At 60.1% G+C, this 24,685-nt stretch carries 26 protein-coding genes; 17 read left to right on the top strand and 9 right to left on the bottom strand.

The window, feature by feature from the left end; all coding sequences use genetic code 11:
- The first annotated feature begins 9 nt into the window (after positions 1-9).
- The 13 genes from FW796_RS10125 to FW796_RS10065 all read left to right on the top strand — a co-directional run bounded on the left by FW796_RS10125 (position 10) and on the right by FW796_RS10065 (position 13,034).
- Positions 10-639 carry a response regulator transcription factor gene (locus tag FW796_RS10125; RefSeq protein ID WP_346633083.1) on the top strand — a complete coding sequence of 210 codons (630 nt, stop codon included), beginning with the start codon at positions 10-12 and terminating at the stop codon, positions 637-639.
- A gap of 248 nt (positions 640-887) precedes the next feature.
- Positions 888-2,012, top strand: coding sequence for an ABC transporter ATP-binding protein (locus FW796_RS10120; RefSeq protein ID WP_346633082.1), 1,125 nt, complete (start codon positions 888-890; stop codon positions 2,010-2,012).
- A 43-nt stretch (positions 2,013-2,055) separates the two neighbouring features.
- Positions 2,056-3,117 (top strand): ABC transporter substrate-binding protein, encoded by a 1,062-nt coding sequence (locus tag FW796_RS10115; RefSeq protein WP_346633081.1) that lies wholly within the window; start codon positions 2,056-2,058, stop codon positions 3,115-3,117.
- Positions 3,118-3,262: 145 nt separating this feature from the next.
- A complete protein-coding gene (locus FW796_RS10110) occupies positions 3,263-4,510 on the top strand; it encodes an ABC transporter permease (RefSeq protein ID WP_346633080.1) in 1,248 nt (415 codons plus the stop codon).
- A 13-nt stretch (positions 4,511-4,523) separates the two neighbouring features.
- Positions 4,524-5,348, top strand: coding sequence for an ABC transporter permease (locus FW796_RS10105; RefSeq protein WP_016963813.1), 825 nt, complete (start codon positions 4,524-4,526; stop codon positions 5,346-5,348).
- A 141-nt stretch (positions 5,349-5,489) separates the two neighbouring features.
- Positions 5,490-6,638, top strand: coding sequence for an iron-containing alcohol dehydrogenase (locus FW796_RS10100; protein ID WP_346633079.1), 1,149 nt, complete (start codon positions 5,490-5,492; stop codon positions 6,636-6,638).
- A gap of 80 nt (positions 6,639-6,718) precedes the next feature.
- Positions 6,719-7,393: a ribulose-phosphate 3-epimerase gene (rpe, locus tag FW796_RS10095; RefSeq protein WP_123726489.1), complete on the top strand. Its 675-nt coding sequence runs from the start codon at positions 6,719-6,721 to the stop codon at positions 7,391-7,393.
- Complete coding sequence (locus FW796_RS10090; protein WP_123726488.1) at positions 7,390-8,208, top strand: phosphoglycolate phosphatase; 819 nt, start codon at positions 7,390-7,392, stop codon at positions 8,206-8,208. Before rpe ends, FW796_RS10090 begins: the two co-directional genes overlap by 4 nt.
- 71 nt (positions 8,209-8,279) lie before the next feature.
- The gene (trpE, locus tag FW796_RS10085; RefSeq protein ID WP_346633078.1) at positions 8,280-9,767 is read left to right on the top strand and encodes an anthranilate synthase component I; all 1,488 of its coding nucleotides are present in this window, start codon (positions 8,280-8,282) and stop codon (positions 9,765-9,767) included.
- A 12-nt stretch (positions 9,768-9,779) separates the two neighbouring features.
- Positions 9,780-10,373 carry an aminodeoxychorismate/anthranilate synthase component II gene (locus tag FW796_RS10080; RefSeq protein ID WP_446439315.1) on the top strand — a complete coding sequence of 198 codons (594 nt, stop codon included), beginning with the start codon at positions 9,780-9,782 and terminating at the stop codon, positions 10,371-10,373.
- A 9-nt stretch (positions 10,374-10,382) separates the two neighbouring features.
- On the top strand, positions 10,383-11,432 hold the full coding sequence (trpD, locus tag FW796_RS10075) for an anthranilate phosphoribosyltransferase (RefSeq protein WP_346633076.1): 1,050 nt from the start codon (positions 10,383-10,385) through the stop codon (positions 11,430-11,432).
- Positions 11,429-12,265: an indole-3-glycerol phosphate synthase TrpC gene (trpC, locus tag FW796_RS10070; RefSeq protein ID WP_346633075.1), complete on the top strand. Its 837-nt coding sequence runs from the start codon at positions 11,429-11,431 to the stop codon at positions 12,263-12,265. Before trpD ends, trpC begins: the two co-directional genes overlap by 4 nt.
- 67 nt (positions 12,266-12,332) lie before the next feature.
- Positions 12,333-13,034 (top strand): lipoate--protein ligase family protein, encoded by a 702-nt coding sequence (locus FW796_RS10065; RefSeq protein ID WP_346633074.1) that lies wholly within the window; start codon positions 12,333-12,335, stop codon positions 13,032-13,034.
- On the opposite strand, the gene crp is transcribed toward FW796_RS10065, so the two are convergent.
- Complete coding sequence (gene crp, locus FW796_RS10060) at positions 13,031-13,675, bottom strand: cAMP-activated global transcriptional regulator CRP (protein ID WP_123389764.1); 645 nt, start codon at positions 13,673-13,675, stop codon at positions 13,031-13,033. The genes FW796_RS10065 and crp overlap by 4 nt on opposite strands.
- Positions 13,676-13,909: 234 nt before the next feature.
- Here crp and FW796_RS10055 point away from each other — a divergent pair, with 234 nt between their 5' ends.
- Positions 13,910-14,332 carry an OsmC family protein gene (locus FW796_RS10055; protein ID WP_009045862.1) on the top strand — a complete coding sequence of 141 codons (423 nt, stop codon included), beginning with the start codon at positions 13,910-13,912 and terminating at the stop codon, positions 14,330-14,332.
- Positions 14,333-14,407: 75 nt separating this feature from the next.
- On the opposite strand, the gene coq7 is transcribed toward FW796_RS10055, so the two are convergent.
- The 6 genes from coq7 to hemJ form a co-directional block, all read right to left on the bottom strand.
- Positions 14,408-15,055 (bottom strand): 2-polyprenyl-3-methyl-6-methoxy-1,4-benzoquinone monooxygenase, encoded by a 648-nt coding sequence (gene coq7 / locus FW796_RS10050; RefSeq protein WP_011063796.1) that lies wholly within the window; start codon positions 15,053-15,055, stop codon positions 14,408-14,410.
- Between the two features lie 127 nt (positions 15,056-15,182).
- Positions 15,183-15,521 carry a histidine triad nucleotide-binding protein gene (locus FW796_RS10045; RefSeq protein ID WP_011063795.1) on the bottom strand — a complete coding sequence of 113 codons (339 nt, stop codon included), beginning with the start codon at positions 15,519-15,521 and terminating at the stop codon, positions 15,183-15,185.
- Between the two features lie 69 nt (positions 15,522-15,590).
- Positions 15,591-16,379 (bottom strand): SDR family NAD(P)-dependent oxidoreductase, encoded by a 789-nt coding sequence (locus FW796_RS10040; RefSeq protein WP_346633073.1) that lies wholly within the window; start codon positions 16,377-16,379, stop codon positions 15,591-15,593.
- A 61-nt stretch (positions 16,380-16,440) separates the two neighbouring features.
- A complete protein-coding gene (locus FW796_RS10035) occupies positions 16,441-17,358 on the bottom strand; it encodes a DUF805 domain-containing protein (protein WP_346633072.1) in 918 nt (305 codons plus the stop codon).
- A 95-nt stretch (positions 17,359-17,453) separates the two neighbouring features.
- Positions 17,454-18,422 (bottom strand): NAD(P)H-dependent flavin oxidoreductase, encoded by a 969-nt coding sequence (locus FW796_RS10030; RefSeq protein WP_404937780.1) that lies wholly within the window; start codon positions 18,420-18,422, stop codon positions 17,454-17,456.
- A 33-nt stretch (positions 18,423-18,455) separates the two neighbouring features.
- Positions 18,456-18,887, bottom strand: coding sequence for a protoporphyrinogen oxidase HemJ (hemJ, locus tag FW796_RS10025; RefSeq protein WP_011063791.1), 432 nt, complete (start codon positions 18,885-18,887; stop codon positions 18,456-18,458).
- A gap of 135 nt (positions 18,888-19,022) precedes the next feature.
- Between hemJ and argC the strand changes: the two genes are divergently transcribed.
- Positions 19,023-20,057, top strand: a complete 1,035-nt coding sequence (argC, locus tag FW796_RS10020) for an N-acetyl-gamma-glutamyl-phosphate reductase (protein ID WP_346633070.1) — start codon at positions 19,023-19,025, stop codon at positions 20,055-20,057.
- Between the two features lie 169 nt (positions 20,058-20,226).
- Positions 20,227-20,577, top strand: coding sequence for an iron-sulfur cluster insertion protein ErpA (gene erpA / locus FW796_RS10015; RefSeq protein WP_011063789.1), 351 nt, complete (start codon positions 20,227-20,229; stop codon positions 20,575-20,577).
- Between the two features lie 70 nt (positions 20,578-20,647).
- Here erpA and FW796_RS10010 read toward each other — a convergent pair whose 3' ends face one another.
- On the bottom strand, positions 20,648-21,739 hold the full coding sequence (locus FW796_RS10010; RefSeq protein ID WP_446439314.1) for an anhydro-N-acetylmuramic acid kinase: 1,092 nt from the start codon (positions 21,737-21,739) through the stop codon (positions 20,648-20,650).
- 3 nt (positions 21,740-21,742) lie between these two features.
- Entirely contained in the window at positions 21,743-23,164 is a 1,422-nt protein-coding gene (locus tag FW796_RS10005) for a peptidoglycan DD-metalloendopeptidase family protein (RefSeq protein WP_404940114.1), read from the bottom strand.
- A gap of 209 nt (positions 23,165-23,373) precedes the next feature.
- On the opposite strand from FW796_RS10005, the gene tyrS reads away from it, so the two are divergent.
- The gene (tyrS, locus tag FW796_RS10000; RefSeq protein WP_404937778.1) at positions 23,374-24,573 is read left to right on the top strand and encodes a tyrosine--tRNA ligase; all 1,200 of its coding nucleotides are present in this window, start codon (positions 23,374-23,376) and stop codon (positions 24,571-24,573) included.
- Positions 24,574-24,685 lie beyond the last annotated feature (112 nt).

Below are 24,685 nucleotides of genomic sequence, written 5' to 3'. Positions count from 1 at the left end.
GAGACGCGCGTGATCCGTGTACTGGTAGCCGAAGACCACACCATTGTCCGCGAAGGCATCAAGCAGTTGATCGGTCTGGCCAAGGACCTGATCGTGGTGGGCGAGGCGAGCAACGGTGAACAGCTGTTGGAAACCCTGCGCCAGGTGCCCTGTGAAGTGGTGCTGCTGGATATCTCCATGCCCGGGGTAAATGGTCTGGAAGCCATTCCACGAATTCGGGCCCTGAACAATCCGCCGGCAATCCTGGTGCTGTCGATGCATGACGAGGCGCAGATGGCTGCGCGGGCGCTGAAGATCGGCGCTGCCGGCTACGCCACCAAGGACAGTGATCCGTCGTTGTTGCTGACGGCAATCCGCAAGGTTGCGTCCGGCGGGCGCTATATCGACCCGGACCTGGCGGACCGCATGGTCTTCGAGGTCGGCCTGACCGATGCCCGGCCCTTGCATTCGCTGCTTTCCGAGCGCGAGTTCTCGGTCTTCGAACGCCTGGCCCAGGGCGCCAACGTCAATGACATTGCCCAGCAACTGGCCCTGAGCAGCAAGACCATCAGCACCCACAAGGCACGGCTGATGCAGAAGCTCAATATCACCTCCCTGGCGGAGCTGGTGAAATACGCCATGGAGCACAAGCTGCTCTGAGGAGAATCGGGCCGCGGGGAGGAGCACGTATCCATTTGCGACATCCCCACCCCCAGGCTTTTGCCGGTTCTTGCAGCTTGTCGCTTGAACGTTGCGGCTGCCCTTATCCAATCCCGCCATCCTTGTAGGGCAATCCCTACACGCAACCTTCCAGGCGGCTGAGGCGAATCTCTCCTGCGCCCCGATTTGCGCGGCCTGCGGCCTCCACTAGGCTTGTTCCACAGCCGTCTAAAACAAAAGGTGTGGGTATGAGCGAGGTCGATTCAAGCGCTGGGGCCAACGATGTTCTGGTCAGCTTTCGTGGTGTGCAGAAAAGCTACGACGGTGAAAACCTGATCGTCAAAGACCTCAACCTGGATATTCGCAAAGGCGAGTTCCTCACCCTGCTGGGGCCGTCCGGGTCCGGCAAGACCACCAGCCTGATGATGCTGGCCGGTTTCGAGACCCCAACCGCGGGCGAGATCCAACTGGCCGGGCGCTCCATCAACAATGTACCGCCGCACAAGCGCGACATCGGCATGGTGTTCCAGAACTACGCGCTGTTCCCGCACATGACCGTGGCCGAGAACCTGGGCTTTCCGCTGTCGGTGCGTGGCCTCAGCAAGACCGACATCAGTGAACGGGTCAAGCGGGTGCTGAGCATGGTCCAGCTCGATGCCTTCGCCCAGCGCTACCCGGCGCAATTGTCCGGTGGCCAGCAGCAGCGTGTGGCCCTGGCCCGTGCCCTGGTGTTCGAGCCGCAGTTGGTGCTGATGGACGAACCCCTCGGTGCCCTCGACAAGCAACTGCGTGAACACATGCAGATGGAGATCAAACACCTGCATCAGCGCCTGGGTGTGACTGTGGTCTACGTGACTCACGACCAGGGTGAGGCCCTGACCATGTCCGATCGGGTGGCGGTGTTCCATCAGGGCGAAATCCAACAGATTGCCCCGCCGCGAACCCTCTACGAAGAGCCCAAAAACACCTTCGTCGCCAACTTCATTGGCGAGAACAACCGTCTTAACGGTCGCCTCCACAGCCATGCCGGCGAGCGTTGTGTGGTGGAGCTGGGGCGTGGCGAAAAAGTCGAGGCGTTGGCGGTGAATGTCGGCCAGATCGGCGGGCCAGTGACCCTTTCCATCCGTCCGGAGCGCGTGAGTCTTAACGGCTCCAGCGAACGCTGCGTCAACCGCTTCTCCGGGAGGGTGGCGGAATTCATCTATCTGGGCGACCACGTCCGGGTGCGCCTGGAGGTCTGCGGCAAGAGCGACTTCTTCGTGAAACAGCCGATTGCCGAGCTCGATCCTGCGCTGGCGGTGGGCGACGTGGTGCCGCTTGGCTGGCAAGTCGAGCACGTTCGCGCGCTTGACCCGCTTCTAGAGGCGAATTGATCGCCCCCCTGCAACACCAACCTGCACGTGGAGAACACAATAAATGTTGAGATCCCTGAAATTCACCGCCCCCCTCAGCGCTATCGCTGTGGCACTGGGCATGCTGGGTGCGGCGCACGCCATGGCGGCGGGACCGGACCTGACCGTGGTGTCCTTTGGCGGGGCGAACAAGGCGGCTCAGGTCAAAGCCTTCTACGCACCCTGGGAAGCGGCGGGCCATGGCAAGATCGTCGCTGGCGAGTACAACGGCGAGATGGCCAAGATCAAGGCCATGGTCGACACCAAGAGCGTGTCCTGGGACCTGGTAGAGGTCGAATCCCCTGAACTGTCCCGCGGTTGCGACGAGGATATGTTCGAGCAACTGGACCCGGCCCTGTTCGGCAAGAGCGAAGACTACGTCAAGGGTGCCATCCAGCCTTGCGGCGTGGGCTTCTTCGTCTGGTCCACGGTGCTGGCCTACAACGCCGACAAGCTGAAAGCACCACCAGGCAGTTGGGCCGATTTCTGGGACACCAAGCAGTTCCCGGGCAAGCGCGGTCTGCGCAAGGGCGCCAAGTACACCCTGGAGTTCGCTTTGATGGCCGACGGCGTCGCGCCCAAGGATGTCTATAAAGTCCTGGCAGGCAAGGACGGCCAGGATCGCGCCTTCAAGAAACTCGATGAGCTCAAGCCTTACATTCAGTGGTGGGAAGCCGGCGCCCAGCCGCCGCAGTACCTGGCTTCCGGCGACGTGGTCATGAGCTCGGCCTACAACGGCCGGATCGCCGCGGTGCAGAAGGAAAGCAACCTGAAAGTGGTGTGGAACGGCGGTATCTACGATTTCGATGCCTGGGCCATTCCAAAGGGCCTGGACAAGGCTCGCGCTGAAGCCGCGAAGAAATTCATCGCCTACTCGGTGCAGCCGCAGCAGCAGAAAACCTATTCGGAAAACATTGCCTACGGTCCAGCCAACATCCAGGCCGTGCCGCTGCTGGCCAAGGACATTCTCAAGGACATGCCCACCACCCCGGAAAACATCGCCAATCAGGTGCAGATCGACGTCAGCTTCTGGGCTGACAACGGCGAGCAACTGGAACAGCGCTTTAACGCCTGGGCAGCCAAGTAACCACCCCCAGCTGTTGTAGGAGCGAGCTTGCTCGCGAAGGCGTGATCAGCGGCACCACTGGTGTTGCCTGATGCGCCTTGTTCGCGGGCAGCCCGCTCCTGCCTCCGGTGGTTTGTATTCGAAAGTTCGATTCACGGAGTTTGTCATGACCATCACCGTTCCCTTGAACGCGGTCACCGGCCCGACCTTGAAGCAGCGGCTGGCCCGTGCCGAGCGGGTCAACCGCTGGAAGGCACAGGCCTTGATCGCGCCCCTGGTGCTGTTTCTGCTGCTGGTGTTCCTGGTACCGATTGTGGCGCTGCTGTACAAGAGCGTCGGCAACCCGGAAGTGGTCGGGGGCATGCCGCGCACTGTCGCGGCCGTGAGTGCCTGGGATGGTCGTGGGCTGCCCGCCGAAGCGGCCTACAAAGCCTTGAGCGAAGACCTGTTCGAAGCCCGCAAGAATCAAACCCTGGGCGACTTGTCCAAGCGCCTGAACATGGAGTTGGCCGGCTATCGCAGCCTGCTGACCAAAACCGCCCGTGCCTTGCCGTTCAAGGCCGAGCCCGAATCCTATAAAGAAGCCATGGAGAGTCTGGACGAGCGCTGGGGCGATCCGGCCTACTGGCAGGCGATCCGTCGCAACACCAGCAGCCTGACGCCCTATTACCTGCTGGCGGCGGTGGACCATCGCATCGATGACCTGGGAGAGCTGGCCCCGGCCACCCCGGATCAGTCCATCTACCTGGATATCTTTGCCCGGACCTTCTGGATGGGCCTGGTGATCACCGCTATCTGCCTGGCCCTGGCTTATCCGCTGGCGTACCTGCTGGCCAACCTGCCGGCGCGTAAAAGCAATCTGTTGATGATCCTGGTGCTGCTGCCGTTCTGGACTTCGATCCTGGTGCGGGTAGCGGCGTGGATCGTGCTGCTGCAGTCCGGCGGCCTGATCAACAGTGCGCTGCTGGCCATGGGGGTGATCGATAAGCCTCTGGAATTGGTGTTCAACCGCACCGGGGTCTACATCTCCATGGTGCATATCCTGCTGCCGTTCATGATCCTGCCGATCTACAGCGTAATGAAGGGCATCTCACCCACTTACATGCGCGCAGCGATCTCCCTGGGCTGCCATCCATTCGCCAGCTTCTGGCGCGTGTATTTCCCGCAGACCTACGCCGGGGTCGGCGCCGGCTGTCTGCTGGTGTTCATCCTGGCCATCGGCTACTACATCACCCCGGCGCTGCTGGGCAGCCCGAACGATCAGATGGTCAGCTACTTCGTCGCTTTCTACACCAACACCAGTATCAACTGGGGCATGGCTACGGCCCTGGGCGGCCTGTTGTTGCTGGCGACCATCGTGCTCTATCTGATTTACAGCTGGCTGGTGGGCGCCAGTCGCCTGCGCCTGAGCTAAGGAGAGAATCGAAATGCTGAGCCCCTACATGTCGCCCGTCGAACGGGTCTGGTTCTACAGCTTGCGGATTCTCTGCGGCTTGATCCTGTTGTTCCTGGTATTGCCGGTGCTGGTGATCATCCCGCTGTCGTTCAACTCCGGGAGCTTTCTGGTGTACCCACTGCAGGGCTTCTCGCTGCACTGGTACCAGGACTTCTTCGCCTCCGCCGAATGGATGCGAGCGCTGAAGAACAGCATCATCGTCGCCCCGGCCGCGACCTTGCTGGCGATGGTCTTCGGCACCCTGGCGGCCATCGGCCTGACCCGTGGCGATTTCCCCGGCAAGGCGCTGGTGATGGCCCTGGTGATTTCGCCGATGGTGGTGCCGGTGGTGATCATCGGTGTTGCCAGCTATCTGTTCTTTGCCCCGCTGGGCATGGGCAACAGTTTCTTCTCGCTGATCATCGTGCACGCGGTGCTGGGGGTGCCCTTCGTGATCATCACCGTGTCGGCGACCCTGCAAGGCTTCAACCACAACCTGGTGCGGGCTGCAGCCAGCCTCGGCGCTTCGCCGTTGACCACCTTTCGCCGGGTGACCTTGCCCCTGATTGCCCCCGGAGTCATCAGTGGTGCGCTGTTCGCCTTCGCCACCTCGTTCGACGAAGTGGTGGTGACCCTGTTCCTCGCCGGCCCCGAGCAAGCGACGTTGCCACGGCAGATGTTCAGCGGTATCCGCGAAAACCTCAGCCCGACCATCGCCGCTGCGGCCACGCTGCTGATCGCCTTCTCGGTGATTCTGCTGCTGACCCTGGAGTGGCTGCGCGGGCGCAGTGAGAAGTTGCGCACCGCCCAGGTGTGAAGTCCTTGGCCTTCCTGACGGGTGTTGCCAGGCGCGACATCGGTCAGGAAGAGAAGGGAATTCGTCTGCTGAATAGGCGACAATCGACAATCCGCGACTACGCTTGTGCCGGCTCCCACCTTTATATAAGAGGCTGCGCACATGAGTATTTCCTCTTTCAAGATCGCCCATAAACTGCTCACCGGCAGTACCGCCATCGAGCAGTTGGCCGCCGAGTTGACCCGCCTGGATGTGGATAACCCGCTGATTGTCACCGATGCCGCGTTGCTCAAGTCGGGCACGGTGGAGCTGGCGCTGGCACATCTGGGTGAGCGCAGTTACGAGATTTTCGACCGGGTGCAGCCCGACCCGGAGATCGCCATCGTCGAAGACTGCATGCAGGTCTACCGCGAGGGCGGGCATGACGGCCTGATCGGCCTCGGGGGCGGCAGCGCCATTGATATCGCCAAGAGTGTCGCGGCTTACGCGGGCTACCATGGCGCCCTGGAGGATCTGTTCGGCGTTGATCAGGTGCCTCGCAAGGGACCACCGTTGATCGCTATTCCCACCACGGCCGGCACCGGCTCGGAAGTGACCAACGTGGCCATCCTTTCGGACAAGGCTGCGCAGTTGAAAAAAGGCATTGTCAGTGATTACCTGCTGCCGGACGTGGCCCTGGTCAGTCCGCAGATGACCTTGACCTGCCCCCGCAGCGTAACGGCCGCCAGTGGCGTCGATGCCCTGGTACACGCTGTCGAGTCCTATCTGTCCCTCAACGCCTCATCCATTACCGACTCCCTGGCCATTGGCGCGATCAAACTGATCGTCAAGGCGTTGCCCAAGGCTTATGCCAATCCCGCCAACCTGCAGGCCAGGGAGGATATGGCCACCGCCAGCCTGATGGCCGGCATGGCTTTCGGTAATGCCGGGGTCGGGGCGGTACATGCCCTGGCCTATCCGCTGGGTGGGCGTTTTCATGTGTCCCATGGCGTCAGCAATGCCTTGCTGCTGCCCTATGTCATGACCTGGAACAAGATGGCCTGCGTCGAGCGTATGCAGGATATCGCCGAAGCCATGGGGGTCCAGACGGCGCACTTGAGTGCCAGCGAGGCCGCTGATCGGGCCGTGGAGGCGATGACGGCGTTGTGCGCTGCGGTGGAAATTCCCAGCGGCTTGCGCAGTTTTGGCGTGCCGGAGGAGGCCATCCCCGCCATGGCGGTCGAGGCCGCGGGTATCGAGCGCCTGATGCGCAATAATCCGCGCAAACTGAGTCCTGCCGATATCGAGAAGATCTATCGTGCGGCTTACTGAACATCGCGGTTACGGTGTGCGCTCCAAAGCATGAGGTATACAATGCGCGCCATCGTGATTCTGCTCAAAAAAGGTGCGTCATGCAGCCCTTCGCTATTGCTCCATCGATTCTCTCCGCCGACTTCGCCCGTCTGGGCGAGGAAGTGGACAATGTCCTGGCCGCCGGTGCCGACATCGTCCACTTCGATGTCATGGACAACCACTATGTGCCGAACCTGACCATCGGCCCGATGGTCTGTTCTGCGCTGCGCAAGTATGGGATCACCGCGCCGATCGATGCGCACCTGATGGTGACCCCGGTGGATCGCATCATTGGTGACTTCATCGAGGCAGGCGCGACCTATATCACCTTTCACCCGGAAGCCACGCTGCATGTGGACCGTTCCCTGCAGATGATCCGCGAGGGCGGCTGCAAGGCTGGCCTGGTGTTCAATCCGGCGACCCCGTTGGACGTGCTCAAGTACGTGATGGACAAGGTCGACATGGTCTTGCTGATGAGCGTCAACCCGGGCTTTGGCGGGCAGAAGTTCATTCCCGGCACTCTCGACAAGCTGCGTGAGGCGCGGGCCCTGATCGACGCTTCCGGTCGCGACATCCGCCTGGAGATCGACGGTGGGGTGAACGTCAACAATATTCGTGAAATCGCCGCTGCGGGCGCCGATACCTTTGTGGCCGGCTCGGCGATCTTCAATGCGCCGAACTATCAGGAAGTGATTGAGAAAATGCGCGCCGAACTGGCGCTGGCTCGGTCATGAGCGCATTTGAGCAGCTGTTCCCGGGGCGTCTGCCGCGGCTGGTGATGTTCGACCTGGATGGCACCCTGGTCGATTCGGTACCGGACCTCGCTGCCGCTGTGGACCAAATGCTGCTCAAGCTGGGGCGCAAGCCCGCAGGTATCGAGGCGGTGCGCGAGTGGGTCGGCAACGGTGCGCCGATGCTGGTGCGCCGGGCCCTGGCCAATAGCCTGGATGCCCAGGGCGTCGACGATGTCGAGGCTGAGCACGCTCTTGAGTTGTTCAACACCGCGTACGAGGATAGCCACGAACTGACTGTGGTCTATCCCGGTGTCCGCGAGACGCTCAAGTGGCTGCACAAGCAGGGCGTGGAAATGGCCCTGATCACCAACAAGCCCGAGCGTTTTGTCGCACCACTGCTGGATCAGATGAAGATCGGCCGGTATTTCCGCTGGATCATCGGCGGCGACACCCTGCCGCAGAAGAAGCCCGACCCGGCGGCACTGTTCTTCGTGATGAAGATGGCCAGCGTACCAGCGTCGCAATCACTGTTCGTCGGCGACTCGCGCAGCGATGTGCTGGCGGCCAAGGCGGCGGGGGTCAAGTGCGTGGCCCTGAGCTACGGCTATAACCATGGCCGGCCGATTGCCGAGGAGTCGCCGGCGCTGGTGATCGACAACCTGCGGGCGCTGATCCCCGGTTGCTTAGAACCTGCCGCTGAGATAACGTTGCCCGACGCTGTTCCATCCCCTTCTGGAAACTCCATCGTGGTGGTCACTCGCAAACTCTGGATGAAAGTCATCAAGGCCTTGGCCCGTTGGCGTTGGCGCGCCTGATTTTTGTCTGGCCGGCCCTGCCGGCACGTTTGCATACCTGACTGTTAGACCCTCAAGCCACGAGGCACCCCATGATTCGCGAAGAATTCCTGCGTTTGGCCGCAGCCGGTTACAACCGTATCCCGCTGGCCTGCGAAACCCTTGCCGACTTCGACACGCCGCTGTCGATCTACCTGAAACTGGCCGATCAGCCCAACTCCTACTTGCTGGAGTCGGTGCAAGGCGGTGAGAAGTGGGGGCGTTATTCGATCATCGGCCTGCCGTGCCGCACCGTATTGCGTGTGCACGGGCATCAGGTCAGCGTGACCCATGACGGCGTCGAGATCGAAAGCCATGAAGTGGCTGATCCACTGGCCTTCGTCGAGGAATTCAAAGCCCGTTACAACGTGCCGACCATCGCCGGTCTGCCACGCTTCAACGGTGGCTTGGTGGGGTATTTCGGCTATGACTGCGTGCGTTATGTCGAGCCGCGTCTGGGCCAGTGCCCGAATCCGGACCCGATCGGCGTGCCGGATATCCTGCTGATGGTCTCCGATGCGGTGGTGGTGTTCGACAACCTGGCGGGCAAGATGCACGCCATCGTGCTGGCCGACCCCAGCCAGGACAACGCCTTTGAGGCCGGGCAGGCGCGTTTGCAGGAGTTGCTTGCGCAACTGCGTCAGCCGATCACTCCGCGTCCCGGGCTGGACTTCAGCAAGCAGCAGGCGGCCGATCCGGTATTCCGCTCCAGCTTCACCCAGGCGGACTACGAGCGGGCCGTGGACACCATCAAGGAATACATCCTGGCCGGTGACTGCATGCAGGTGGTGCCGTCCCAGCGCATGTCCATTGATTTCAAGGCTGCGCCCATCGATCTGTACCGGGCGCTGCGCTGCTTCAACCCGACTCCCTATATGTACTTCTTCAACTTCGGCGACTTCCATGTAGTGGGCAGCTCGCCGGAGGTGCTGGTGCGGGTTGAGGACAATCTGATCACCGTGCGGCCAATCGCCGGCACTCGTCCGCGGGGCGCCACCGAGGAAGCCGACCTGGCCCTGGAGCAGGACCTGCTGTCGGACGCCAAGGAGATCGCCGAACACCTGATGCTGATCGACCTGGGGCGCAACGACACCGGTCGCGTATCCGAAATTGGCAGCGTGAAACTCACCGAGAAGATGGTGATCGAGCGTTATTCCAACGTGATGCACATCGTCTCCAACGTCACCGGTCAACTGAAAGCCGGGCTGACGGCGATGGACGCTCTGCGGGCGATCCTGCCGGCAGGGACCTTGTCCGGGGCGCCGAAGATCCGCGCCATGGAAATCATCGACGAGCTGGAGCCGGTCAAGCGCGGGGTCTACGGCGGCGCCGTGGGTTACTTCGCCTGGAACGGCAACATGGATACCGCCATTGCCATTCGCACGGCGGTGATCAAGAACGGTGAGCTGCATGTACAGGCCGGTGGCGGGATTGTCGCCGACTCAGTGCCGACCCTGGAGTGGGAAGAGACGCTGAACAAGCGTCGCGCAATGTTCCGTGCCGTGGCACTGGCAGAACAAACCCCCGCATCCAAGGTTTGAGGAGTTTCCATAATGTTGCTGATGATCGATAACTACGACTCCTTCACCTATAACGTCGTCCAGTACCTGGGCGAGTTGGGTGCCGAAGTGAAAGTGGTACGCAATGACGAGCTGAGCGTGGCTGAAATCGAAGCCCTCAAGCCCGAGCGTATCGTGGTCTCGCCTGGCCCTTGCACGCCGACCGAAGCCGGTATCTCCATCGAGGCGATCAAGCATTTCGCCGGCAAACTGCCGATTCTGGGTGTATGCCTGGGCCACCAGTCCATCGGCCAGGCCTTTGGTGGCCAAGTGGTGCGAGCCCGGCAAGTGATGCACGGCAAGACCAGCCCGGTGTATCACCGTGACCTGGGCGTGTTCAGCGGTTTGAACATGCCGCTGACCGTGACCCGTTACCACTCACTGGTGGTCAAGCACGAGAGCCTGCCCGAGTGCCTCGAAGTCACGGCCTGGACCCAGCTGGAAGACGGCTCCGTTGACGAAATCATGGGGCTGCGCCACAAGACGCTGAATATCGAGGGTGTGCAATTTCACCCCGAGTCTATCCTCACCGAGCAGGGCCACGAGCTGTTCGCCAACTTTCTCAAACAGAGCGGCGGCACGCGCTAAGGACTTTTCATGGATATCAAGACTGCCCTGAGCCGTATTGTCGGCCATCTGGACCTGAGCACCGATGAGATGCGCTCGGTGATGCGTGAAATCATGACCGGCCAATGCACCGATGCGCAGATTGGCGCCTTCATGATGGCCATGCGCATGAAAAGCGAAAGTATCGACGAGATCGTCGGCGCGGTATCGGTGATGCGCGAACTGGCGGACAAGGTCGAACTGAAAACCCTCGACGGCGTGGTGGATGTGGTCGGTACCGGCGGTGACGGTGCGAACATTTTCAACGTTTCCACAGCGTCTTCCTTTGTCGTTGCCGCTGCCGGCTGCACTGTCGCCAAGCATGGTAACCGGGCGGTATCCGGCAAGAGCGGCAGCGCCGATCTGTTGGAAGCGGCCGGGATCTACCTGAACCTGACGCCGGTCCAGGTGGCGCGCTGCATCGACAACGTCGGCATCGGTTTCATGTTTGCCCAGTCTCACCACGGTGCCATGAAATATGCCGCCGGCCCGCGCCGTGACCTCGGCCTACGCACCCTGTTCAACATGCTTGGCCCGCTTACGAATCCGGCCGGCGTGAAACATCAGGTGGTGGGAGTATTCACTCAAGCCTTGTGCCGGCCATTGGCTGAAGTCTTGCAACGTCTGGGCAGCAAGCACGTCTTGGTGGTGCATTCCCAGGATGGCCTGGACGAGTTCAGCCTGGCGGCGCCGACCTATGTCGCCGAGCTGAAGAACGATCAGATCACTGAGTACTGGGTACAGCCCGAGGACTTGGGCATGAAGAGCCAGAGTCTGTTTGGCCTGGTGGTCGAGAGCCCGGCGGCTTCCCTTGAGCTGATCCGCGATGCCTTGGGGCGTCGCAAGACCGAGCACGGTCAGAAGGCTGCCGAGATGATTGTGCTCAATGCCGGTGCGGCGCTGTATGCCGCGGATCATGCCAGCAGCTTGAAAGAGGGCGTGGCACTGGCGCACGATGCCTTGCACACCGGCCTGGCCCGGGAAAAGCTCGAAGAACTGGGCGCCTTTACCGCGGTGTTCAAGCAGGAGAATGAAGGATGAGTGTGCCGACAGTTCTGGAAAATATCCTTGCCCGCAAGGTTGAGGAAGTGGCTGAGCGCAGTGCTCGCGTCAGTCTGGCCGAGCTGGAGAGCCTGGCGCGGGCAGCCGATGCGCCGCGGGGCTTCGCCAGGGCGTTGCAGGAGCAGGTCAAGCTCAAGCAGCCAGCGGTGATTGCCGAGATCAAGAAAGCTTCTCCGAGCAAAGGTGTGATCCGCGAAAACTTCGTGCCGGCAGATATCGCCAAGAGTTACGAGAAGGGCGGTGCCACTTGCCTGTCGGTGTTGACTGACGTCGATTACTTCCAGGGGGCCGATGCCTACCTGCAGCAGGCTCGCGCGGCCTGCAAACTGCCGGTGATCCGCAAGGATTTCATGATCGATCCCTATCAGATCGTCGAAGCCCGTGCGCTTGGGGCTGACTGTGTGCTGCTGATTGTCGCCGCGCTGGACGACAAGCGGATGGCCGAGTTGGCTGCGGTGGCCAAGGGCGTCGGTCTGGATGTGCTGGTGGAAGTGCACGACGGCGACGAGTTGGAGCGGGCGCTGAAGACCCTTGATACACCGTTGGTGGGGGTCAACAACCGTAATTTGCATACCTTCGAAGTCGACCTGGAAACCACTCTCGACCTACTGCCGCGGATTCCTCGCGATCGCCTGGTGATTACCGAGAGTGGCATTCTCAACCGTGCCGATGTCGAGCTGATGGAAATCAGCGATGTCTATTCGTTCCTGGTGGGCGAGGCATTCATGCGCGCGGAGAGCCCGGGCAGCGAGTTGCAACGCCTGTTCTTCCCCGAGCGCGGCGTACCGGTCAGCGGCTCGACTCTGGACTGAACCTGAAACAATGAATAAGCCGGCGATGCCGGCTTTTTCATATCTATCGCAAAGGATTTCCACTGTCATGACCCAACCCCTTGCCTTGACTGTCGAAGCTGGCCTGCAGGCCGAACAGGATCTGTTGGCGCTGGTGTGCGCTGGCGAGCAGGAGTTTGGGCTGCTGTTCTGGCAGCCCAGCGACCGGGCGCTGGTGATGCCTCGGCGCTTGAGTCGCCTGCCGGGGTTCGAGCAGGCCTGTCAGGCGTCGGCGGCCAACGGCTGGCCGGTGCTGCTGCGGGAAACCGGCGGTGAGCCGGTCCCGCAATCGGCCGCCACGGTGAATATCGCGCTGGTCTATGCGCCACCGCGCAGCGAGGGGGATCAGGGGCGGATCGAAACAGCCTATCGGCGTCTGTGCCAGCCGATTTGCGATCTGCTCAGTGAACTGGGAGGCAGTCCGTCGCTGGGGGAGGTGGACGGAGCCTTTTGCGATGGGCGTTTCAACGTCAATCTGGAGGGGCGCAAGATGGTCGGTACAGCCCAGCGCTGGCGCCAGAGCAAAGGCGGACAGCGCCCTGTGGGGCTGGTACACGGTGCCCTGCTGCTGGATAACGAGCGTGATTCGATGGTGGGGGCGGTCAATACCTTCAATCAGGCTTGCGGCCTGGAGCAGCGTTGCCGGGCCGAAAGCCATATTGCCCTGCATGAGGCGTTTACCGCAGCAGATGCCATGGCCCGGCTGGACAGTCTGTACCGGCAGATGCTCAAGAGCTTTCTGCCGGATTAGCGGGTGCCGAACACCACCATGGTCTTGCCTTTGACGTGAACCAGGTTGCGCTCCTCAAGATCCTTGAGGACGCGGCCGACCATCTCTCGGGAGCAGCCGACAATCCGGCCAATCTCCTGGCGAGTGATCTTGATCTGCATGCCGTCGGGATGGGTCATGGCATCCGGTTGCTTGCACAGCTCCAGCAGGCAGCGGGCAACCCGTCCGGTCACGTCGAAGAACGCCAGGTCGCCGACCTTGCGCGTGGTATTGCGCAGGCGCTGGGCAATCTGCCCGCTGAGGACGTACAGAATGTCCGGGTCGTTCTGCGACAGTTCGCGAAACTTGGCGTAGCTGATCTCGGCGACTTCGCATTCCACCTTGGTCCGTACCCAGGCGCTGCGCTGCTGTTCGTGACCGGCCTCTTCGAAAAGTCCCAGTTCACCGAAGAAATCCCCGGCGTTGAGGTAGGCGATGATCATCTCCCGGCCATCGTCGTCCTCGATGAGGATGGTCACCGAGCCCTTGATGATGAAGTACAGGCTGTCGGATGCATCACCGGCGCAGATGATGTTGCTCTTGGCCTGATACCGGCGGCGTTGACAGTGCATCAGCAACTTGTCGAGATTTTTGATCCTGGGGGTGGGGGCAATAGCAACCATGGTTGTATCCCGAGAAGACTGCACGGTATGAGGTGATTTTTTATGGGCGTAAAACGAGGACGTTGAACGCTGGCTAAACGCCAGTCATTTGGCGTCAGCTTAACAGACACATCCTTGGTGGATTTAAGATTTTTCTTAGTGAGGATCGGTGATCAGCCGTGAACGTGCAAAGCGCGGCCCGTGCAAAACCCTGTGCTAAGCTGGCGACCCTTTTTTTACAGTGGAGTCTTGGCGATGAAGGCACGCATCCAATGGGCTGGCGAAGCCATGTTCCTCGGTGAGTCGGGCAGTGGCCACGTTGTGGTGATGGACGGGCCGCCAGAAGCCGGTGGACGCAACCTGGGTGTTCGCCCCATGGAGATGCTCCTGCTCGGTGTGGGCGGTTGCAGCAATTTCGACGTGGTCAGCATCCTGAAGAAGTCGCGTCAGGCGGTTGAAAGCTGTGAGGCCTTCCTTGACGCCGAGCGTGCTACTGAAGACCCGAAGGTCTTCACCAAGATACACATGCATTTCGTGGTCAAGGGGCGTGGGCTGAAGGAAGCTCAGGTCAAGCGGGCCATCGAACTGTCCGCCGAGAAGTATTGCTCGGCTTCGATCATGCTTGGCGCTGCCGGCGTGGCCATTACCCACGATTACGAAATCGTCGAGTTGGGTTGAGTCGGGGCGCAGTTCATCGGCAAAAGAAAAGGGCGCCTCAAGAGCGCCCTTTCTTGTGCCCGGTACTGGCCGGGATCAGATCCGATAGGTGCTCTTGGTCATGACCTTGGCCAACAGGCTCATACCGAACTTCACCGGTGCCGGGAAACGGAAGCCGCCCGCTTCGAGTGCTGTCTCGGCGTGGTGCTCTTCGTCGATGCGCATCTGCTCCAGAATGGCCCGGGACTTTTCGTCTTCTGCCGGCAGTTGTTCCAGATGCTCGTTCAGGTGCTTGCAGACCTGGTCTTCGGTGGCGGCGACGAACCCCAGGCTGACTTTGTCGCTGATCAGGCCAGCGGCAGCGCCGATGCCGAATGACAAGCCATAGAACAACGGGTTGAGAACGCTGGGGTGGCTGCCCAGTTGGCGGATGCGCTGTTCGCACCAGGCCAGGTGGTCGATTTCCTCTTCGGCAGCATGCTCCATGGCCTGGCGTACCTGGGGCAGCTTGGCAGTCAGGGCCTGGCCCTGATAGAGCGCCTGGGCGCAGACTTCCCCGGTGTGATTGATGCGCATCAGGCCGGCGACGTGCCGGGTATCCTCGTCACTCATCTGCGCTTCCGGCTGCACGATGGCCGGTGACGGGCGATAAGGTTGGCCGCTGAAAGGCAGCAGCGTACGCATTGCCATGTCGGCTTGCAGCAGCAGACGGTCAATCGGCGAGTAGTGACGTTGGGTAGTCATGCTTATCTCCGGGAAGAATCACGGCGGCCAGTTTACTCCAATCGATAGGGTGAAAACTGCGCTGGATCAGCGCACCCTCGCCTGGGAGTGGGCGAGAGGGCGCGGCACACGAGTGTCAGCGAGGCAATCAGCCCGGAGGCCAGTTCATCTGACGCTGACCCAGCACGTGCATATGAATGTGGTAGACGGTCTGACCGCCCAGCTCATTGCAGTTCATCACAACCCGGAAGCCGTCTTCACAACCTTGTTCCTTGGCCAGGCGCTGGGCGGTGAACAGGATGTGTCCGGCTAGGGTCTTGTCGTCCTCGGTGAGGTCGTTGAGGGTGCGAATGGGCTTCTTCGGAATGACCAGGAAGTGCACCGGCGCTTGCGGAGCAATATCGTGGAAGGCCAGAACCTGGTCGTCCTCGTAGATAATCTTCGCGGGTATTTCTCTGTTGATGATCTTGGTGAACAGAGTATCCACAGCTGTTTCTCCATTGGGTTGGTCCGGGGGAGTGTACTCAGGCTCACAATGTGCGCCCAGCCCGAACATCTAACGTGGGCAATAGGCCCGATTGAAGTAACCGACGATCTTGCGGGTCAGCCAGCGAGAGCCCAGACGGCTGCTGAAGGCCATCCAGCGGTTCAAGCGGCCGGGGATGATGATGGCGCGGTTCTTTTCCAGGGCTCGGACTGCGTACAGGGCGACTTCCTCTGGGCTCATGAGCAACTTGCTGTCGTTGAGCTTCTGGGTGTCCATCTGCGCGGTGCGGAAGAACGCGGTGCGTGTGGGGCCGGGGCAGAGCACCGAGACCTTGACCGCGCATTTTTTCAGTTCTTCCCGAAGCCCTTCGGAAAAGTGCAGGACATAGGCCTTGCTGGCGTAGTAGGTACTCATCCAGGGGCCGGGATAGAAGGCCGCTACCGAGGCGACGTTGAGAATCTGTCCGCCACCCAGCAGAGCCATGCTGTTGCCCAAGGCATGGCAAAGGCGGGTGAGGGCGAGGATGTTGACCTCGATCAGGTCTTGTTCGGTCATCCAGTCCTGGGCCAGGAATGGGCCGCTGGTGCCGATACCGGCGCAGTTGACCAGCAGGTCGATCTGGCGGTCGCCTTCCTCAAGTTCCAGCAGGAAGCCGGACAGTCGCAGAGGCTCTCCCAGATCGCAGGCCCGGAACAATACTTCGACACCGAAGCGTTGGGTCAGCTCCAGGGCGATGCTTTCCAGCTGATCACGCTGACGGGCCACCAGAATCAGGTTGCGGCCACGCCGGGCCAGTGCTTCGGCCAGGGCCAGGCCTATGCCGCTGGAAGCACCGGTGATCAGAGCGTAACGGGTCATGCATTTCTCCATCGCAACGGCCGGCTGCCTGCGACAGGAAAGGTCGCAGGCTCGGGCGCGTTTATTCTTGCTCGGATTCTACAGAGGGTGCGGCACTATCGGCTGGTTCAGCGTCCTCATCGGCGCTGGTGGAGTCGATGGTTTCGCTGTAGCTGGTTTCGCTGTAGCGGTCTTCGAGGGAGCTCAGACCTCCGGCTACCATGCCGACGATGAGGAGGACGATCAGTACCACCCACATCCAGGACAGGACCTTGACCGCTGTGGTGTTGGGCGGTGGCGGGGCGCCGTAGCGGTTGGCGACGTTGCTGCCGGGGCTGACCATGAGGACCAGAGGGAAGATGCTGCCGACGATAGGCACGAAGTTCAGCAGCCAGAGCCAGCCGGACCAGCCCAGGTCATGCAGGCGCTGTACGCTGATCTGGATGCTGACGACGAGGAAACCGATGAATGCCACGACACCACCGATGATCCCCAGCCCGGTGAGGAGCGTGGAGTTGAGTACCGCTGCGGTAAGAATACCGAAGAAGGCGCCTACCCCGACCACCGCCAGCATGGCTACCGTCAGGACCAGGGTCCAGGCCAGATAGCGCAGGCGACCGATACGGCCTTCGAAGCTGAATACATTGAGATTGGCGTATTGAGGCAGGGTTTCACCGACTGCCGCTCGCGGAGGGGCATAGGGCGACTCGCTGATACTGGCGGGGCTGGGGGCCTGGGTTATCGAGTCCAGGTTCAGATCCAGGCTTGGTTCAGCCTCGATGCGAGCATCGATCCCGGCATTTGTCAGGGCTTCCAGATACCGTTGGGCATCCGCCTGGGTCAGGTCGCGCTTGAGCTCCACCCGCTGGCCATTGAACAGGCGCTCTACTGCAGCTGTGTCACTTTTGAACAGTTCGGCCAGGTTCAGTTGGGCAGTGGATTTTTCGACACCGGGCAGCAATGTGCCGTCGAAAACAATCTTGTAGCGGGTCTCGCTCATGGGGGCATCCCTGTCACTTGAAAAGAAGGCTTACATAAAAGATGCATAGTTTAAGGCCAGCGCCACCCGGCTGGCCAAAAAACAATGAGAACTGGTTAGCGTGGCCAGCGTTTACTGAGTTGGGCCGAGCTTTCCTGAGCGGCTTGGTATTCGCTGTCCAGACGGGCAATCAGTTGATCGACGCTGGGCAGGTCGTCGATCTCACCGACGCCCTGTCCGGCTGACCATACGGTTTTCCAGGCTTTGGCTTCGTCGCTGATGGGCTTGAGCTTGGAGCCGAAGTTGACTTCGCCCTTGCCTTGCAGGGCTGCCAGGTCGAAACCGGCATTTTCCAGGCTCTGGCGCATGAAGCTGGCGGGGACTCCTGAGACGGCGGCGGTGTGCACGATATCCGCAGCGCGAGAACTGAGCAGCATCGCTTTATAGGCGTCCGGCGCATGGCTTTCGGTGGTGCCGATAAAACGGGTACCCAGGTAGGCCAGGTCGGCGCCAAGCAGCTGTGCGGCGAGAATCTCGTGACCGCGGTTCAGGCAGCCGGCCAGCAGCAGGGTCTTGTCGAAGAACTGGCGAATTTCGGCAATAAGGGAGAACGGGCTCCAGGTGCCGGCATGCCCGCCCGCCCCTGCCGCGACAGCGATCAGTCCGTCGACTCCGGCTTCTGCCGCCTTCTCCGCGTGTCGGCGAGTGGTCACGTCATGGAATACCAGGCCGCCATAGCTGTGTACGGCGTCTACCACTTCCTTGACCGCGCCCAGGCTGGTGATGACGATCGGCACCTTGTGTTCGATGCAGATCTGCAAATCTGCCTGCAGACGCGGGTTGCTGTTGTGCACGATCAGGTTGACTGCGTAGGGGGCAGGGTTCTCCAGCTTGGCCAGCCCTGCTTCGATCTCCTCGAGCCAGGCCTTGAAGCCACTGCTTTCGCGCTGGTTGAGGGCAGGGAAGCTGCCTACCACGCCATTGCGACAGCAGGCCAGGACCAGTTCAGGGTTGGAGATCAGGAACATCGGCGCCGCCACCAGAGGCAGGCGCAGGCGTTGTTCGAGCAGAGCGGGCAGTGACATTGGAGTACCCCCAGGGGAAGCGACTAGTAAGAGTTAGAACGGCCGTACAACGACCAAAATTACAATAGCCAGCAATATCAGAACCGGTACTTCATTGAACCAGCGATAAAAGACATGGCTGCGGGTGTTTTCGCCACGGGCGAAACGTTTCACTTGAGCGCCGCACATGTGGTGGTACCCGATCAGGATCACTACCAGGGTCAGTTTGGCGTGCATCCATCCACCCTGGCCGAAGTAGGCGCTGGGATTGAGGCTGATCAACCAGATGCCAAAGATCAACGCGGCGATCATTGCCGGGCCCATGATGAAGCGATACAGCTTGCGTTCCATCAGGCAGAAGCGCTCACGGCTGATGCTGTCTTCACTTTGGGCGTGATAGACGAACAGGCGTGGCAGGTAGAAAAGGCCGGCAAACCAGCAGACCACACTGACGATATGAAAGGCTTTGAGCCATAGATAGAGCATTTTTAGTTATTCCCAGGTTCACGGTGGCGAAGATAGTAGAGGGTAGAGCGGCCGCACGTCACCTTGACGGTTGTCGCAGGGGCGCGCCGCCCCTATTATCGGCAGCTTTCCAGTGGGTTCGTTGAGGGCAGGTTTATGGTCAAGGTCGGTATTGTCGGCGGCACGGGTTACACCGGTGTCGAACTGCTGCGTCTGTTGGCACAGCATCCGCAGGCGCGAGTGGAAGTCATCACTTCGCGATCCGAGGCGGGCCTGGCCGTAGCCGACATGTACCCGAACCTGCGCGGTCACTATGACGGCCTGGCCTTCAGCGTGCCGGACATCAAGACGCTGGGCGCCTGTGATGTGGTGTTCTTTGCGACACCTCACGGTGTGGCTCATGCCTTGGCCGGCGAATTGCTGGCGGCGGGGACCAAGGTCATCGATTTGTCGGCGGACTTCCGTCTGCAGGATGCTGATGAGTGGGCCAAATGGTACGGACAGCCCCATGGCGCTCCTGAGCTGCTGGATGAGGCGGTCTACGGGTTACCGGAAGTCAATCGCGAGCAAATCAAGAAGGCTCGTCTGATTGCTGTTCCCGGGTGCTATCCAACGGCTACCCAACTGGGCTTCCTGCCGTTGCTGGAGGCCGGTCTTGTCGACACCACGCGATTGATCGCTGATTGCAAGTCCGGTGTTAGTGGCGCAGGCCGTGGTGCCAGCGTCGGTTCGCTGTACTCGGAAACCTCCGAGAGCATGAAGGCCTATGCAGTCAAAGGGCATCGTCACTTGCCGGAAATCCGCCAGGGGCTGCGTCGGGCGGCAGGCAAGGACGTCGGTCTGACCTTTGTTCCGCATCTGACGCCAATGATTCGTGGTATTCACTCGACGCTCTACTCGACGGTGGTGGACCGCTCGGTTGATCTGCAAGCGCTGTTTGAGAAGCGTTATGCCAACGAGCCTTTCGTTGATGTGATGCCGGCGGGCAGTCATCCGGAGACTCGCAGTGTGCGGGGTGCCAACGTGTGCCGGATTGCCGTGCACCGGCCACAGGATGGTGATCTGGTGGTGGTACTGTCGGTTATCGACAATCTGGTCAAGGGGGCTTCAGGCCAGGCGGTGCAAAACCTCAACATCCTGTTTGGTCTGGACGAGCGCCTGGGGCTGTCCCACGCAGGCATGCTGCCTTAAGGTTGGTTTAGCGCTGAACAGAAAGGCCCGTCTGACGGGCCTTTCTGCGTTATACGGGCAGCGGTACGACTATTGATATACCGTAACAATAGTTGACCGCTTTTCTGGGAGAAGCGGATAATGCGCGTCATTACGCAGTATGGCGGCTTAACGCCGGGAGATAGTCAGCATGAGCGTTGAATCCTTCACCCCCACGGCTTTGCAATTCACTCAAGGTGCGGCGCACAAGGTGAAGACCCTGGTCGATGAAGAGGGTAATGATCGCTTGAAGCTGCGCGTGTTCGTTACGGGCGGCGGTTGTTCGGGGTTTCAGTACGGTTTCACTTTTGATGAGGAAGTGGCCGAGGACGACACCATTGTCGAGCGCGAAGGCGTGAGCCTGGTGGTCGACCCGATGAGTTTTCAGTACTTGGCCGGTGCTGAAGTGGACTACCAGGAAGGTCTGGAAGGCTCGCGGTTCGTGATCAAGAACCCCAACGCCACCACTACCTGTGGTTGCGGGTCGTCGTTCTCGATCTGATCCGTCGGCAAAAGCCATTCGCCTAGCGCCGCAGTGTCTAACGACTCTGCGGCGTTTTGCTGTCTGAGGTTCAAGCCGGGTAGATGGCGCCCAGTACACGCAGGCCGCGGGCGCCGGTAACGCTGGGGCGGTTGGCGGCGATACCTTCCAGGCAGCAATGGGCCAGCCAGGCGAAGGCCATGGCTTCTACCCAGTCGGGGTCCACACCATAAACGGCGGTACTGTTGACCTGTGTCCCGGGCAGCAGCGCGGTGAGACGCTGCATCAATGTGCCGTTATGGGCTCCGCCGCCACAAACCAAAAGCTCTTGGGTGTCGGCTTGTGCAGCTTGCAGCGAGTCGACGATGGTCAGTGCCGTCAGTTCCAGCAATGTGGCCTGTACATCTTCTGCGGGGATGGTGGGATGCTGGGCCAGATGTCGTATCAGCCACTGGAGGTTGAATACTTCGCGCCCCGTGCTCTTCGGGCCTTGAGTAGCGAAGAATGGGTCGCTGAGGAGGGTCTTCAGGAGAGCCTGGTCAAGCTGGCCGCTGGCCGCCCACTGGCCGTTGCGGTCGAAGGTTTCTGCTCGTTGAGTCTGTATCCATGCATCGAGCAGCACGTTGCCGGGGCCACAATCGAAGCCGGCGACCGGCTTGGCGGTTTCGATCAGGCTCAGGTTGCTGAAGCCACCGACGTTCAGAACGGCACGGTTCCCTGGGTGTTGCTCGAACAGAGCCTCATGAAAGGCTGGGACCAGGGGGGCGCCTTGGCCACCGGCAGCCACGTCGCGACTGCGGAAATCGCTGACGACGGTAATACCCGTGAGTTCTGTGAGTAATGCCGGGTTGCCGATCTGCACGGTAAATCCGCGGCTCGGCTCATGGCGCACGGTCTGCCCGTGACTGCCGATGGCGCGGATGTCTTGAGTCTGGAGTTGTTGTTGCTGCAGAAGGCGGTGGATGCCCTGGGCAGCCAGTTTGACCCAGTGTTGCTGGGCAATGGCGGAACGGGCTATCTCGTCAGGGCCGCTGGCGCACAAACTCAAGAGTTCGGCGCGCAGGGTTTCTGGCATGGGGATGTAGTGGGTGGCGATCAATCTGATCGCCGGGCTCTGCTCGATCAGGGCAATGTCCAGGCCGTCGAGGCTGGTCCCGGACATCACTCCTATATAGAGCGCCATGGCTCAGCGCTTGCTCGAGGCCAGCATGGTGGCCTTTTCCTGGTCCATCCGTGCCATCAGAGGTTGGCTCTGCTGCAGGAAGCGAGCCCGCTCTGCCTTGGCGATAGGGTCAGCCATCGGCAGTTTCTGGCCCAGTGGGTCCACGTGAACGCCGTTGACCTGGAACTCGTAGTGCAAGTGCGGGCCGGTAGACAGGCCTGTGGTGCCGATATACCCGATGACCTGGCCCTGTTTCACCGAGCCGCCGGTCTTGACGCCCTTGGCAAAGCCTTGCATGTGGCCATACAGGGTCCGGTAGGTGTTGCCGTGCTGGATGATCACGGTGTTGCCGTAACCACCGCGGCGACCTGCCAGCAAGACCTTGCCGTCACCGGCGGCCTTGATCGGCGTGCCTCGTGGTGCTGCGTAGTCGACGCCCTTGTGAGCGCGGATCTTGTTCAGAATCGGGTGTTTGCGACCCATGGAGAAGCGCGAACTGATACGGGCAAAGTCCACTGGCGTACGGATGAACGCCTTGCGCATGCTATTGCCGTCGGCGGTGTAGTAGCTGCTGGAGCCTTGTTTGTTGGTGTAACGCACGGCGGTGTAGGTTTTGCCGCGGTTGGTGAAGCGTGCGGAAAGGATATTGCCGGTACCGACTACTTTGCCGTTGGCTACTTTCTGTTCGTAGATGACGTCGAACTCGTCGCCCTGGCGAATATCCTGCGCGAAGTCGATGTCGTAGCCGAAAACGTTGGCCATATCCATGGTCAGGCTATGGGACAGGCCGGCACGTGCGGCGGACTGTGAGAGCGAACTATTGATGACGCCATGCACATAAGCCGAGCGGACTACTGGTTTAGTGATCACTCGGTTGAAGGTAAAGCCTTTGGGGCCTTTGGTCAGGGTGATAGTTTCCAGATCACTGACTTTACTGTGCAGATTGTTCAGTTGGCCGTCTTGAGTCAGTTCGAACTCAAGCTTTTGGCCGTGTTTCAGCTGGGAGAACTGCTTGGCTTGCTTGTCGCTTGCCAGGACTTCGTGAACGGATGTAGCTGGTAGGCCAACCTTCTCGAAGAGTGTCGACAAGGTATCGCCCTTGGCCACTATCACTTCTCTATGGCCTGGGGCTTTCTGCTCTTCCACGACAGCGGGTGCTGGTGCGGCTTCAGCAGTCTCCGGGGTGTCTTCGGCGGTGTTGTCGATCTGCGCGAAAGGAGAGGCAACGCTTTCACTTGTGGCTTGTTCGACGGAGGCGGCGTCTTGATCTTGTGTCAGTTGCTCGATCGGACTTTCCAGATCAAGGCTCAATGTCGTCTTTTTGGCTTCTACATCACTGGAAGGGAATACCAGTAGCGCCAGGCTTAGAAGGGCTGCGATGCCACTTGCGGCGAGCAGGTGGCTCTTCGGATAAAGCGGTGGCGCTTTAGACGGTTCGGTGGTCATAGGTAATTTGACTTTGAAAAGATGAAATGGAAAAGATGAATGACATGATGAAGATGAAATAACTGTATAAAATATAACCAAATCATCTGTGACGCAAGCTCGCGGACGCTCTGCTGCGTGAATGCGCCCGTACGCCGGGCAAAACTTGTAATTAGTCCGTGATCTTGTATGGTTGGTTCCCTTTTGAATCTGAGCCTTGCGGGTCTGTTATGAAGTCGGTTGAAGAGCAGCTAGCGCTGATCAAACGTGGTGCGGAAGAGTTGTTGGTCGAGTCCGAGTTGATCGAGAAGCTCAAGCGCGGCGAGCCGCTGCGTATTAAAGCTGGCTTCGATCCAACGGCTCCAGATCTGCATCTCGGTCATACCGTGCTTATTAATAAGCTGCGTCAGTTTCAGGATCTGGGGCACCAGGTGATCTTCCTGATTGGCGACTTCACCGGGATGATCGGTGATCCGAGTGGTAAAAGCGCTACTCGTCCGCCACTGACTCGCGAGCAGGTTCTGGATAATGCAGAGACCTACAAGAGTCAGGTTTTCAAGATTCTTGATCCTGCTAAGACTGAGGTCGCATTCAACTCTACTTGGATGGACAAGATGGGGCCGGCGGATTTCATTCGTCTGACGTCCCAATACACCGTTGCGCGCATGCTTGAGCGGGATGACTTCGACAAGCGCTATTCGACTAATCAGCCGATTGCCATTCATGAGTTCTTGTATCCGCTGGTGCAGGGGTATGACTCGGTGGCTCTGCGTGCCGATGTCGAGTTGGGTGGTACCGATCAGAAGTTCAACCTGTTGATGGGGCGTGAGCTGCAGCGTGGTTATGGTCAGGAGGCTCAGTGCATTTTGACTATGCCTCTGCTTGAGGGGTTGGATGGCGTTAAGAAAATGTCCAAATCCCTGGGTAACTATGTAGGCATTCAGGAAGCACCAGGGGTTATGTATGGCAAGCTGGTTTCTATTCCTGATGCGTTGATGTGGCGCTACTTCGAGCTGCTTAGCTTTCGCTCGATGGATGAGATCAATGCATTCAAGGCTGATGTCGAGGCGGGCGCCAATCCACGTGACATCAAGATCAAACTGGCAGAAGAGATTGTTGCGCGCTTCCATGGTGAAGAGGCGGCTGCAAATGCTCACCGCGCAGCAGGCAACCGCATGAAGGATGGTGAGCTGCCTGATGATCTGCCTGAGATCGAGCTGGTCGCCACGGAGGACATGCCAATTGCAGCTGTCCTTAATAAGGCAGGGCTGGTGAAGAACGCTGCAGTGGCACGGGATCTTCTGGGTTCGGGTGGTGTGCGGGTGGACGGTGAGGTTGTCGATCGTACCTATATATATGCAGTTGGTTCGACCCATGTGTGCCAGGCCGGCAAGAAGGCATTTGCACGTATTACGCTTAAATCCGAATAAAATCGGAAATAGGTATTGACGGCGAATTATATCTCTCTATAATTCGCCCCACTTCCGGCGCAGTCGAAACGGAAAACTCCTTGAGATTCAACGAGTTGCGCAGTTTTCGACG

It is taken from the genome of Pseudomonas sp. 910_21, assembly GCF_052850735.1.
Note: the sequence above shows the minus strand (reverse complement) of the source record. Positions and strands in the feature narration are given on the sequence as shown.